11 protein-coding genes are annotated in these 13434 nt (G+C 59.1%); 4 read left to right on the top strand and 7 right to left on the bottom strand.

Annotated elements, in window-relative coordinates; all coding sequences use genetic code 11:
- Positions 1-77 precede the first annotated feature (77 nt).
- From ABIN98_RS06285 to mazG, 4 genes are all read left to right on the top strand, one after another.
- Complete coding sequence (locus ABIN98_RS06285) at positions 78-893, top strand: ABC transporter ATP-binding protein (protein WP_346908394.1); 816 nt, start codon at positions 78-80, stop codon at positions 891-893.
- Positions 886-1809 (top strand): ABC transporter permease, encoded by a 924-nt coding sequence (locus tag ABIN98_RS06290; protein WP_394701449.1) that lies wholly within the window; start codon positions 886-888, stop codon positions 1807-1809. Before ABIN98_RS06285 ends, ABIN98_RS06290 begins: the two co-directional genes overlap by 8 nt.
- A complete protein-coding gene (locus tag ABIN98_RS06295) occupies positions 1806-2960 on the top strand; it encodes an ABC transporter permease (protein WP_346908396.1) in 1155 nt (384 codons plus the stop codon). Before ABIN98_RS06290 ends, ABIN98_RS06295 begins: the two co-directional genes overlap by 4 nt.
- Positions 2961-3064: 104 nt before the next feature.
- Complete coding sequence (gene mazG, locus ABIN98_RS06300; protein WP_346908398.1) at positions 3065-3886, top strand: nucleoside triphosphate pyrophosphohydrolase; 822 nt, start codon at positions 3065-3067, stop codon at positions 3884-3886.
- A 6-nt stretch (positions 3887-3892) separates the two neighbouring features.
- On the opposite strand, the gene hflX is transcribed toward mazG, so the two are convergent.
- The 7 genes from hflX to ntrC form a co-directional block, all read right to left on the bottom strand.
- Complete coding sequence (gene hflX / locus ABIN98_RS06305; RefSeq protein WP_394701450.1) at positions 3893-5278, bottom strand: GTPase HflX; 1386 nt, start codon at positions 5276-5278, stop codon at positions 3893-3895.
- A complete protein-coding gene (hfq, locus tag ABIN98_RS06310) occupies positions 5279-5539 on the bottom strand; it encodes an RNA chaperone Hfq (RefSeq protein ID WP_346908448.1) in 261 nt (86 codons plus the stop codon).
- Positions 5540-5744: 205 nt separating this feature from the next.
- Positions 5745-6608: a D-amino-acid transaminase gene (locus tag ABIN98_RS06315; protein ID WP_346908402.1), complete on the bottom strand. Its 864-nt coding sequence runs from the start codon at positions 6606-6608 to the stop codon at positions 5745-5747.
- Positions 6609-6787: 179 nt separating this feature from the next.
- Positions 6788-8164: a Trk system potassium transporter TrkA gene (trkA, locus tag ABIN98_RS06320; protein WP_346908404.1), complete on the bottom strand. Its 1377-nt coding sequence runs from the start codon at positions 8162-8164 to the stop codon at positions 6788-6790.
- Positions 8165-8215: 51 nt separating this feature from the next.
- Positions 8216-9583 carry a sigma-54 dependent transcriptional regulator gene (locus ABIN98_RS06325; protein WP_346908405.1) on the bottom strand — a complete coding sequence of 456 codons (1368 nt, stop codon included), beginning with the start codon at positions 9581-9583 and terminating at the stop codon, positions 8216-8218.
- The gene (locus ABIN98_RS06330) at positions 9573-11828 is read right to left on the bottom strand and encodes a PAS domain-containing sensor histidine kinase (RefSeq protein WP_346908407.1); all 2256 of its coding nucleotides are present in this window, start codon (positions 11826-11828) and stop codon (positions 9573-9575) included. Before ABIN98_RS06330 ends, ABIN98_RS06325 begins: the two co-directional genes overlap by 11 nt.
- Positions 11829-11992: 164 nt before the next feature.
- Complete coding sequence (gene ntrC / locus ABIN98_RS06335) at positions 11993-13432, bottom strand: nitrogen regulation protein NR(I) (protein ID WP_346908409.1); 1440 nt, start codon at positions 13430-13432, stop codon at positions 11993-11995.
- Between the last annotated feature and the right edge of the window lie 2 nt (positions 13433-13434).

The following is a 13434-nucleotide window of genomic DNA, read 5'->3' on the forward strand; positions in this document are numbered from 1 at the left end:
CGCGGGTTGACCCGTGACAATTGCCGGGAAACCGGCCAAAAACGACAAGACCAGATTTCAGGGACACCGGGACAGACATGAACCAGGCGGCCACGGCAGCAGCGGACACTTCCGCAAAACCGGTCATCGACATCGAAAAGCTGTCGCTCACCTTCCAGACCAACGACGGCCCGGTGCACGCGCTGTCCGATATCGACCTGAAGATCGAGGAAGGCGATTTCGTCTCCTTCATCGGTCCGTCGGGCTGCGGCAAGACCACCCTGCTCAGGGTGATCGCCGATCTGGAACAGCCGACTGCCGGCTCGATCTCGGTCAACGGCTTGTCCCCCCATGAAGCGCGCCTGAAGCGGGCCTATGGCTACGTCTTCCAGGCGGCCGCGCTTTATCCGTGGCGCACGATCGCCGGCAACATCGCCCTGCCGCTGGAAATCATGGGGCTGTCCAAGTCCGAACAGCAGCAGCGGATCGCCCGGAACATGGAGCTGGTAAACCTCGCCGGTTTTGAGAAGAAATTCCCCTGGCAGCTTTCCGGCGGCATGCAGCAGCGCGCCTCGATCGCACGCGCGCTTTCCGTCGAGCCGGACCTGCTCCTGATGGACGAACCCTTCGGCGCGCTGGATGAAATCGTCCGCGATCACCTCAACGAACAGCTCTTGCAGCTCTGGGCCAAGACCAACAAGACGGTGGTTTTCGTCACCCACTCCATCCCCGAAGCCGTGTTCCTGTCGACCAAGATCGTGGTCCTCTGCCCCCGCCCGGGCCGAATCTACGACGTGATCGAAAGCGACCTGCCGCGCGACCGCACTCTCGACGTCCGCGAAACGCCGGAATTCCTGAAGATCGCCCATCGGGTGCGCGAGGGCCTACGCGCGGGGCATTCCTACGATGACTGATACAGTCAGTTCCCCTCCCCGCAGCCTGTCGCCCTTCGCAGGCCTGATGCGCGGTACGGCCGGGCCTGTCATTGTCGTCGTCGCCGTGATCTTCGCGATCTGGTATCTGTCGGCGGTCCTTCTGAACACACCGTTCCAGGAAGGAATATATGAGCGTGCCGGACAGACGGATGTGCCGTTGTCCCAATTGATTACGGATACGCTTGCGCAGGAACGTCCGGTTCTGCCCGCACCGCACCAGGTGGTCGCGGAAATCTACAACACAACGGTCCTGAAGAAGATAACGTCCAAGCGCTCGCTGATCTTTCATACCGGGATTACCCTGTCGTCGACCATGCTCGGCTTCGTTATCGGCACGGTGCTCGGCATTCTGCTTGCGATCGGCATCGTGCATTCTCGTGTGCTCGACAAGAGCCTGATGCCCTGGGTGATTTCCTCACAGACGATCCCGATCCTGGCGATCGCTCCGATGATCATCGTGGTCCTGAATGCGGTCGGCATCTCCGGTCTGTTGCCCAAGGCGATGATTTCCACCTACCTGTCGTTCTTCCCCGTCACCGTCGGCATGGTGAAGGGGCTCAGGTCACCGGAAATCATCCATCTGGACCTGATGCACACCTATAGCGCCTCTCGGGCCCAGACCTTCTGGAAGCTGCGCTTTCCCTACGCGGTTCCTTACCTCTTCACCTCCATGAAGATCGGCATCGCGGCCTCGCTGGTGGGTGCCATCGTCGGCGAATTGCCGACCGGGGCCGTGGCCGGTCTGGGCGCGCGTCTGCTCGCCGGGTCCTACTACGGCCAGACGGTCCAGATCTGGTCCGCCCTGATCATGGCCGCCCTGCTCGCCGGTGCCCTCGTCGGCATTGTCGGCATGATTGAAAAAGTGACCCTGAAACGCATGGGAATGGCGCGATGACCGCAGCACCCGCAAAACCCGCCCGCAAGAGCCGCTTCGACATGCCGGCGATCCTTGCCTGGGGCATCGTCGTCCTGGTCGTCATCGGCCTGTTCAGCCCTGTCTTCAAGCCGGATATCAGCGTTCTGGAAGTGCCTCGGCTGGCCATCACGCTCTCCATACTGGCCATCGCGGGTGTTCGCTACGAACTCGGTTTCATGCGCAACAAGATCGGTGACCTGGTCCTGGGTCTGATCACCGCCATTGCCGCCTATTTTCTGTTGGGAACTATTGCCAATCACGCAGGAGAAGCAGGACTGGGCTACTGGGCGCTTGTCGCTGCCACTTGGGCCTCCGCCTGGCTTTTCGTCGAGCGATTGGCGACCTGGAAAAGCGATACGCCTTTCCTGAACCGCCTGATCAACCTGGCGATTCCGGCCCTGTTCGGCATAACGATCCTGGTGCTGTGGCAGGCGATCGTGACCGGATTCGCTATCCCGAAGGTCCTGTTGCCCGCACCCTCAGAAATCTGGGTCCGGCTGACTACGTCCGGCTCCATTCTGTGGGCGGATTTCCGCCAGACGTTCCTGAAGGCCGTGCTGTTCGGCTATTTCGCAGGCTGTGCGTCCGGTTTCCTGATCGCGATCCTGGTCGACCGGATCCCGTTCCTGCGCCGGGGGCTTCTGCCGATCGGCAATCTGGTGTCCGCGCTGCCGATTGTCGGCGTCGCACCGATCATGGTGATGTGGTTCGGTTTCGACTGGCCGTCCAAGGCAGCGGTGGTGATCATCATGACCTTCTTCCCGATGCTGGTGAACACGGTGTCCGGTCTGGCCGCGTCGGACGCCATGCAGCGCGACCTGATGCGGACCTATGCCGCCGGATACTGGCAGACCCTGTTCAAGCTGCGCCTGCCGATGGCCATGCCATTCATTTTCAACGCGCTGAAGATCAATTCGACGCTCGCCCTGATCGGCGCCATCGTGGCAGAATTCTTCGGCACGCCGATCGTCGGCATGGGCTTCCGGATTTCAACGGAAGTCGGCCGGATGAACGTGGACATGGTCTGGGCGGAAATTGCCGTCGCGGCGCTCGCCGGTTCCATTTTCTACGGCATCGTCGCTCTTGCGGAGCGGGCCGTGACCTTCTGGCATCCGTCGGTCCGCGGCTGACACGAAATAAGGGCAAACGCGACTTTCGACAGCATGCCAAGGCTTGACCCTGGCATGCGTGCCGTTTCATGTCTTACCCAAGCCGATTGCCAAGAGGATTATTCATGAAACCCGGCCGCGATATTTCCGTTCTCATCGACATCATGGCCGCGCTCCGAACGCCTGGAACCGGGTGTCCCTGGGATCTGGAGCAGGATTTTTCCACGATTGCGCCTTACACGCTGGAAGAGGCGTATGAGGTGGCCGAAGCGATCCGGCGGAACGATCTGGACAACCTGCGTGAGGAATTGGGCGATCTGCTGCTGCAGGTCGTTTATCACGCACGTATGGCTGAGGAAGACGATTTGTTCGACTTCGCCGATGTGGTCGAAGGCATCACCAAGAAGATGATCCGCCGTCATCCTCATGTTTTCGGCGACGAGGATGCACGCTCGGCCGGCATGGCCAGGGGGATGTGGGAGCGGATCAAGGCGGAGGAAAAGGCAGAGCGCAAGGCCCGACGGGACGCCCTCGGCTTGCCGGAAGAAGAAAAGGGTTTCCTCGACGATGTGCCGGCGGCCTTCCCTGCCCTGGTTGAAGCGGACAAACTGCAACGGCGCGCGTCCCGGGTTGGTTTCGATTGGGGCGCTCCGGGCCCGGTGCTTGCCAAAATCAAGGAAGAGATCGAGGAACTGGAACGGGAAATCCTCTCAGACGGCGACACCACCCTGGAGATGGAAGACGAATTGGGCGATGTGCTGTTTGCCGTCGCCAACCTGGCCCGCCATCTCGACATCGATCCTGAAGCCGCCCTCAGGCGTACCAACGGCAAGTTCCGCCGCCGCTTCGCAGCCATAGAAGCCGCAGCCGACGAGCGCCGGACGACTCTGGAAAAGATGACCCTGGAAGAAATGGATGCCGTCTGGCAGGCCGCCAAGGGAAAATGAACCCGGTCAGGCGGATTGACCGTCCATATAATGCTTGAACTTCGCACGGAACGGGCCGCGTTGTTTATCTGAAACCCGAACGATCGCCTCGATCGTCTCGTCGCCGTCCTTGCGTTCCAGAACCTCTGCCATCTGGTACAGCTGCGCCAGCAATTCACCGGCCGATACCGGAAGAACAACGGTGAAGGTATCGTCCTTTTCCGCCATGAAGGCATCAATGCGATTGTAAAGCTGATCGATCCCCTCGCCCGTCAGAGCGGAGAGCGAGATTGGCCCTTCTCGGCCTTGCTCAGCAAGCAGTTTGTCGCGATAGGCCGGATCCAGGCAGTCGATCTTGTTCCAGACTTCGATGATCGGCGCGCCGGTCTGCGGACTGACACCAAGATCTTCCAGCGTCTTTTTCACGTCCTCTGCCTGGGCATCAGTGTCCGGGTGGGAAATATCGCGGACATGGAGGATCAGATCGGCCTCCAGTACCTCTTCCAGCGTTGCCCGGAAGGCGGCGACCAGATGGGTCGGCAGATCGGAAATGAACCCCACGGTATCGGACAAGATCACCTCGCGGCCATGCGGGAGCGTAATCTTGCGTAAGGTCGGGTCGAGGGTCGCGAACAGAAGGTCCTTGGCAAAGACATCGGCCTTGGTCAGCCGGTTGAACAGGGTCGATTTGCCGGCGTTGGTGTAGCCGACGAGTGCCACGGTCGGCTGGGGGATCTTTTTGCGTTTCTTGCGGTGCAGATCACGGGTCCTGCGCACGCCTTCAAGCTGCTTCTGCAGCGCGGTGATACGATCCTGAATCTGACGACGGTCGGACTCGATCTGGGTTTCGCCGGGGCCTCCCATGAAGCCGACACCGCCGCGCTGGCGTTCCAGGTGGGTCCAGGAGCGAACCAGCCGGCTTTTCTGCCAGGTCAGGTGGGCGAGGTCGACCTGAAGCTTGCCTTCCTTGGTACGCGCTCGGTCGCCGAAAATTTCAAGGATCAGACCGGTCCGGTCGATGACCTTCGTTTTCAGCCGCCGTTCAAGATTTCGTTGCTGGATAGGAGACAAGGGATGGTCGACGACGACCAGGTCGACGTCCTCGGCCTCGACGATGCCGGCAAGCTCGGACACCTTGCCTTCGCCGAAAAGGGTCGCCGGCTTCGGATTACTGATCTTGACGACACCAGCAGAGACAATGTCCAGATTGATGGCCGCACTCAGCCCGACGGCTTCTTCCAGCCGTGCTTCCGGGCTTCGGTTGCCGCGCAATTCGGCTTCCGCGCCCTCCCGGCGCTGAAAAAGCACCGGTTCCAGAATAAGCGCCCGAAAAGGCTGCGGGCGCCGATCAATTCCTGTTTCAGTTGCGCCTTCTAATTTCGAAAAGTCGTCACTGCGAGACTTGGGTTCCAATCAGCTTCCTGCCTTTTCACCATTGTCTTCGCCCGGCTCGAACAACTGAACCGGACCATTCGGCATGATCGTGGAAATCGCATGCTTGTAAACCAGTTGCGAGTGCCCATCCCGACGCAACAGGACGCAAAAATTGTCGAACCACGTGACCACTCCCTGCAGCTTCACGCCGTTGATCAGGAAAATGGTCAAAGGGGTTTTTTGTTTGCGAACGTGATTTAAGAATGTGTCTTGCAAGTTCTGTGCGCGCTCAGCCATCAGTCTTTTTATCCTGTTTTTACCCGGATGCGGCCGGGCATCCGGTTATTCCTTTAAAGTCACCGTCATTGGGGCCCTAAACACAAACGCCACCGCCCCTGACGGCCTGCCCGTACTACATTTTAGCAGCTGATCCGTTTCTCATTCAGAGAAGACACCATATCGTTCCAGCTGCCTACCTGTAATTTAATCAGGTAAACGAAAATATTCATACTGCCTTTAGATCAGTAACAGTATGGAACAGCAGACGCAATCGGCTTGCAACCATTCCGGGATGTCCGTTGCCGATTACCTTATCGTCAATTTTTACAACTGGCATGACAAGTGTCGTGGCCGCGGTGACGAAAGCTTCTCGTGCGTCATAGGCTTCTTCCAGCGAAAACGCCCGCTCCTCGAACGAAAGTCCTTCCTTTTCGACGAGATCCAGCAGAGCGGCCCTGGTAATTCCCTTGAGAATGCCCGATTCCGCAGGCCGGGTGACCAATTTGTTGTCCTTGGTGACGATCCACGCATTCGTCGATCCGCCTTCGGTGACATTGCCTTCGGTATCCACATACCAGGCTTCCTTGCCACCGGATTCCTTCGCATTCTGTTTGGCGAGAACATTCGGCAGGAGCGCAACCGTCTTGATGTCCACCCGTGGCCAACGGTTTTCCGGATAGGAAACCACTGCAATACCTGCTTCCGCCTGTTTGTCGGCAGCAGCCGGACTTGTCGAACGTGCGGTCACCACGATAGAGGGCGCCACGTCTTCAGGCGGAAAGAAATGATCCCGGCGCGATACGCCGCGGGTCACCTGGACATAGACCATTCCGTCGTGGACCTTGTTCCGCCGCACCGTTTCCGCGAGCACGAATTCCAGAGCCTTGCGAGCCATGGGCCAACCGATCCTCAGTTCATCCAGGGATCGGCCCAGGCGATCCAGGTGGCGCGGCAGGTCCACGATGTTGTTTTTCCAGACTTCGCAAACCTCATAGACACCATCGGCAAACTGATAGCCACGGTCTTCCACATGAACGGCGGCATCCTTGTGGGGGACATACTGGCCATTTACATAGGCAATCCTGCTCATGATCACTCCTAATACGCCGGACCTACTGTTTGCGTGCGAACAACGTTCCCGAGGCGGATTGCCTGGAAAAACCTTTGCTTCATGCCTCCGAAACAGCACGCACTCTGAACTAAGTGTCTGAAATAATGGGCGCCTGCGTCAAGGCATTCCGGGCGATTAGTCACCGCTTCATGCGCTTATCAGAAGAATTCGATGCTCACCCGGAACATTTGTTCGACCTGACGCACGCGATTGGCCATGGCGAAGATGACAATACGGTCCTTTGCCTCGATCTGAAGGTCGCCATTGGGCGTGATCACCTTGCCGCCCCGGAAGACAGCGCCGATCCGGATCCCGGACGGCAAGTCGATTTCCCGCAGCGGCCGACCGACCAGCGGCGATGTGTCGAGGGCTTCGGCTTCCACCACTTCCGCAACGCCGTTCTGCAGCGAATGGACGCCACGGATTCGCCCTCTGCGGACATGCTGGAGAATTTTGGAAATAGTGACCGCGCGCGGATTGATGAAGGCGTCGATGCCCAAGGCGCTGGCAAAGGCCGGATAACTCGGATTGTTGAGCAGAGACAGATTGCGACGGCAGCCCAATTTCTTGGCCATGACGGAGGCGAGAATGTTCACCTCGTCCTCATTGGTGAGCGCGACCATGGTATCCGCCTCGCCGACATCGGCTTCGGTCAGGATCGTCTGGTCCAGGGCGCTGCCGTTCAGGATCACCGACCGTTTCAGTTCGTCCGCGATCGCAACAGCCCGGTCGCGGGACGCCTCGATCATCTTGATCTTTGTATTGCGCTGACGGGTTTCCAGCGCACGGGCCACATAAAGGCCGATGTTGCCTCCACCCGCGATGACGACGCGGTTTGCCTCCGGTTCCTCGTGACCGAAAATACCAAGCGTGCGCCGCACCTGGTCGCGCCGGGCAACCACATAGGCCAGATCGCCGACGAGCAGGGAATCCGAACTCTTCGGCACGAACAGGGAATTGTTTCTAAAGATGCCGACAACGACTGCGCCCAGGTCCGGGAACAGTTCGGTCAACTGGCGCAGAGGTGTGTCGACGACCGGGCAGTCCTCCTCGCACATGATGCCAACAACGACAACCTGATCGTCCGCGAAACGAACGGTTTCGACCGCGCCCGGAAGTGCCAGGCGGCGCAGGACCATTTCGCCGACCTCGATTTCAGGAGAAATGACGACGTCGATGGGCATCTGGTCGCGGGAAAACAGGCTCTGCCAGCGCCCCTGCAGATAGCTCTGGGACCGGATGCGGGCGACTTTGGTTGGCACGTTGAAGAGGGAATGGGCGACCTGACAGGCGACCATGTTCACTTCGTCATAGAGCGTGACGGCGATGATCATGTCGGCCTCGCCGGCACCGGCCTGGGCCAGAACATCCGGATGCGCGCCATGACCGACAAAACCGCGGACGTCGAGCTGTTCACCGATTGCCTTGATGAGCTTGGGCGACGAATCGATGACGGACACATCGTTCTGCTCGGCCGCAAGGCGTTCGGCGATCCCGTATCCGACCTGCCCGGCACCACAAATCACGACTTTCATAGGAAAACTGCCCTCTTGCCGTCGACGAAGTTTTTCACCTGATCCGAAGTATCAGGACAGGCCAAGCGTTTTGAGCTTACGGTGTAGCGCAGAACGTTCCATGCCGACAAATTCGGCGGTGCGCGAGATGTTACCGTCGAAACGCTTGATTTGCGCCTGCAAATAGTCGCGCTCGAAGATTTCCCGAGCTTCGCGCAGCGGAACGGACATCAGATGTTCTCCGCCGCCCGTCGTCGGCAGGCTCGGCAGCATAGAACCTATTTCCGCCGGCAGGAGATCCGCCGTGATCACGCTGTCCGGTTCGCCCCGGCTCAGGATCAGGAGACGTTCCACATTATTTCGCAGCTGGCGCACGTTGCCGGGCCAGTCATGGGTCTGCAGGACGGCCATGGCATCATCCCCGATCGGCCTCAAGGGAATGCCAGAGGCGGTCGAGATCTGTTCCATGAAATGGTTTATGAGGATCGGCACGTCCTCGCGCCGTTCGGCCAGGCCCGGCACCCTCAAGGGCACGACGCTGAGACGGTGATAAAGGTCCTGCCGGAACAGCCCGGCGGAAATATGTTCTTCCAGGTTCTTCGCAGTGGAGGACAGGATACGGATGTCCACCTGCACCTTGGTCGTTCCGCCTACGCGGGAGAAACTCTGTTCGACCAGAACCCGCAGGATCTTTCCTTGCGTTTCGGAAGGCATATCGGCGATTTCATCGAGATAAAGCGTGCCGCCATGGGCCTCTTCCAGGGCGCCGACCTTACGCAGATTGCCGCCTTCGTCCTCGATCCCGAACAGCTCCTCTTCCATGCGTTCCGGAGTGATTGTCGCGGCATTCAGGACCACAAACGGGCTTTTCGAACGCGGTGAGGAATCATGGATCATGCGCGCCGCAAGTTCCTTGCCGGCGCCGGAGGGGCCCGTGATCAGGATCCGGCTGTTGGTTGCGGCGATTTTCTGGATCGTTTGGCGCAACTGGTTGGCGGCGCTGGATTCTCCGATAATGGCGGATGCATCGCCGGAGCGCTGCTTCAACTCCCGGATTTCACGCCTCATGCTGGAGGCTTCCAGCGCGCGTTCGGTGATATGGATCAGCCGGTCGGTCTTGAAGGGCTTTTCGATATAGTCGTAGGCACCGCGCTTGATGGCGGAAACGGCCGTTTCGATGTTGCCGTGCCCCGAAATAATAACGACTGGAAGATCCGGATCCGTCTCCTTGATGACGTCGAGGAGAGCCAGTCCATCGAGACGGCTGCCCTGGAGCCAGATGTCCAGAACCACGAGCGAAGGCCTGCGTTCCTTGATCGCAGCAATCGCCGTGTCTGAATCGCTGGCCGTCCGGGTTCCGAAGCCTTCATCGTCAAGGATGCCGGCGATCATCTCGCGGATATCGGTTTCATCGTCAACTACGAGAATATCATGCGCCATCGGTCGTATCTGTCTGTTCGTTCTTGTTGTTGTCAATCATGTCCTCAGCCTTTTTCGACAAGGTGAGGCGCACCATTGTTCCGGTCTCCCCGAGGGATTTATCCGGGGCGTCCAGCAGTTCGATTGTTCCGCCATGGTCTTCCAGTATCTTGCGGACAATCGCAAGGCCGAGCCCCGTGCCCTTTTCGCGGGTGGTCATATAGGGCTCAAGGAGCCTCTGCCGGTTTTCTTCAGGCAAACCGACGCCATTGTCTGTGACGCTGATCACGACCTGCTCGCCAGCATCCTCCAACATCACATGTATGCGTCCGTCAGGCGGATCATCGCCCGTTCTGCCCTCAATCGCCTCCGCGGCATTCTTGATGACATTGGTCAGGGCCTGGCCGATCAGCCGGGCATCGAAAGTCGCACGCACTGGTTCTTCGGGAAGATCCGTCGTGATCTTGATGTCCGGATTGCCAACGGTCTGCATGAAGGCTGCTTCCCGCACCGAATTCCGGATGTCGGCTTCCGACTTGCTGGGTTTCCGCATGCGGGCAAAGGAAGAGAATTCATCGACCATCTGACCGATATCGCCGACTTGCCGGATGATCGTGTCGATACATTGATCGAAGACCCCACGGTCCTCCTCCACCTTCTTGCCGTAGCGGCGGCGGATCCGTTCCGCCGACAATTGAATCGGAGTCAGCGGGTTCTTGATTTCATGGGCGATCCTGCGGGCCACATCGGCCCAGGCCGAATTGCGTTGCGCCGAGACCAGATCGGTAATGTCGTCGATGGTGACAACATAGCCATGTTCACGGCGCGTGGAGAGTTCGCTCGTGATCCGTACGTTCAAGGTCCTCTGGCGGCCACCCAGGGCCATCTCGATCTGTTTTTCGTGAGACCGGCCACTGTCTTCTTGAATGGTCTTGTTGATCGCGTCCCCGAGTTGGGGAATGACATCTTCAAGAGGCATGTTGAGGATCGCGATTTCGTCGACCCCAAGCAGGGTCTGGGCCGAGCGGTTGACGAGCATGATCCGGCCCTCCTCGTCAATCCCGATAACCCCGGTGGACACCCCTGACAAAACAGCCTCATTGAATCTGCGCCGGCGGTCGATCTGCTCGTTGGCGGCCAACAGGGCGTCCCTCTGACCCAGAAGCTGCCCGGTCATCTTGTTGAAAGTCGATCCGAGGTTGGCAAGATCCCCGCCGGATTTGTGGGTTTCGACCTTGACCGCCAGATTGCCTTTCGAAACTTCATCTGCCGCTGATATGAGCGTCCGGATCGGTGACACAAGACGATTTGCGAAACCGAATCCAATCCAGATTGCCGACAGAAGAAGAATCAGCGCAACGCCCAGATACACAAGGGCAAAGGCAACCTGGACGCCAAACCGGCTCTTCTCCAGAACTCTGTATGATTTCGCACCGTCATCGGCGAGCCGCAGATAGTCCACCACACGGGGGTCCATGGTGCGGGTGATGAACAAATAGAAGTCATCATAGGCCGCAAGCTTCATGACACCGCCGACCTGGTTGGTCTTACCCGGCGCGATCATGACGGGCGCATTGGACGCTGCCGCCTTGGCAAAGATGCTCTTGGGGGGGAGCAAAATCTCTGCCTTTGGGTCAAGTTCGATCCTTGTGATGACGGTCCCGTCTGAATTCAGGATGTAGGCCGCTTGCAGACCCCGCAAGGAGGCCTGGGCGGAGAAGAACGAGTCAAACCGGGTCGGTTCGTTGGCATAGACGGTCTCTGCACGGTCGACGTCATTGCCCATGGCGATCAGATGGGCTCGCAAAACCTGCACGTGCTCCTGCAGATAGGCCTGCGCCACAACCAGGGCATTGTCGATGATGCGACGGGTCCGGTCCTCAAACCAGCGGTCGAGACCTTTGTCGAGCGTAAAGGTCGCCAGGATGGCCATCAGGATGGCCGGAACCGCGGCAATAATGCTGAACAGCGTAACAATACGCACATGGAGCCGTGCCGCCGCCTTTCCTCGACGCCGCGCGGACCACAGCTTGTATATTTCCAGCAGGATCTCGAGGACGAGGCAAGTCGCCAGAATGCCGTTGACCAGCATGGCGATCCAGACCACTTCCTGGGTCGGCGCGATGGGAGTGAGCCCCATCAGAATGGCGAAGGTGACGGCAATGGAAACCAGGGCGACGATCATGATCGCCAACCCGACACGACGCATAAGCCGGCCGCCAGTTACCTTGATTACCGCCGTTTCCTGGAGGCTTCCCAGTGTCATGTTCCCTCGTCATTCGGCGATAGCTGCGGTCCACGATTCCACGGTCCGCACAATGAAGCTGCGGCACACTTACCACACATTGTTGCGAAATTGCGACAATGGCGCGGCTGCGACAATGCTTCAAGGAATTTCGAGGCATCCGGCCGGAAAGCCGGGGGCAAATCCTACCGAAATGCGCGCATGACCTGGATATCCAGATCCCTGATTTTCTTGCGCAAGGTATTCCGGTTGACCCCGAGCAGTTCCGCAGCCTTGATCTGATTGCCGCGGGTGGCTGCCAGGGCGGCGCTGATCAAGGGGTACTCCACTTCCCGCAGAATGCGATGATAGAGACCGGGAGGCGGCAGGGATTCTCCGTACTGTTCGAAATAGTTTCCGAGATAGCGCTCGACCGAAGTCCCGAGATTGATGTTCTCGGACTCCTCTTCTTCCAGGACGGAAACAGACGGTTGACTGAGTTCGTGTTCGAGCAGCGCCTCACCGATCACATCCTGGGGATAGAGGGCGGCAAGGCGGCGGACCAGGTTTTCCAGTTCGCGGACGTTGCCCGGCCAGCGGTAGCGGCGCAGCAGGTTAAGCGCAGCCTGGTCCACCTGTTTCGGCGGCAGGCCTTCCTTTTCCGCAAGCTGGAAGAAATGCCGGACAAGATCGGGAATATCTTCCACACGTTCGCGCAGCGGTGGGAGCCGGATCGGTACGACGTTCAGGCGGAAGTAAAGATCCTCGCGGAAGAGCCCCTGATTGATGAGCTGGCGCAGGTCCTTGTTGGTGGCCGCGATAATCCTGACATCGGTCTTGATCGGGGTCCGTCCGCCGACGGTGGTGTATTCGCCCTGCTGCAGCACGCGCAGCAAACGGGTCTGGGCCTCCATCGGCATGTCGCCGATCTCGTCGAGGAACAGGGTGCCGCCGTCGGCCTGCTCGAAGCGGCCGGAACTGCGTACCTGAGCGCCGGTAAAAGCACCCTTCTCGTGGCCGAAGAGTTCCGCCTCGATCAGGTCGCGCGGAATGGCGGCCATGTTAATGGCAACGAAAGGCCCGTTGCGCCGTTTGCCGTAGTCGTGGAGCGCGCGGGCGACAAGTTCCTTGCCAGTCCCGGATTCGCCGTTGATCATGACGGTCAAATCGGTCTGCATCAGACGGGCCAGAACCCGGTAGATTTCCTGCATCGCGGGAGACCGGCCGACCAGCGGCATGCCTTCGCCGATATCATCGATTTCGACCGGTTTCTTTACCTTCGGCTCCTCAAGAGCGCGGCTGACAATGCTGGTCAGTTCCTTCAGGTCGAAGGGCTTGGGCAGATATTCATAAGCCCCCTTCTCCGACGCCTTGATCGCGGTCATGAACGTGTTTTGCGCGCTCATGACAAGGACCGGAAGTTCCGGGCGCAGTTTCTTCATGCGCGGCAGAATGTCGAAAATATTTTCGTCCGGCATGACGACATCGGTGATGACGAGATCGCCGTCGCCGGAACTGACCCAGCGCCAGAGGGTATTGGCGTTGGACGTCAGGCGGACTGTGTAGCCGGCCCTGGAGAGGGCCTGGTTGAGCACGGTACGGATGGCGGCGTCATCATCAGCGACGAGAATGGTGCCAGTCGGCATGG

The sequence above is a fragment of the uncultured Roseibium sp. genome (assembly GCF_963675095.2).
Taxonomy (GTDB): domain Bacteria; phylum Pseudomonadota; class Alphaproteobacteria; order Rhizobiales; family Stappiaceae; genus Roseibium.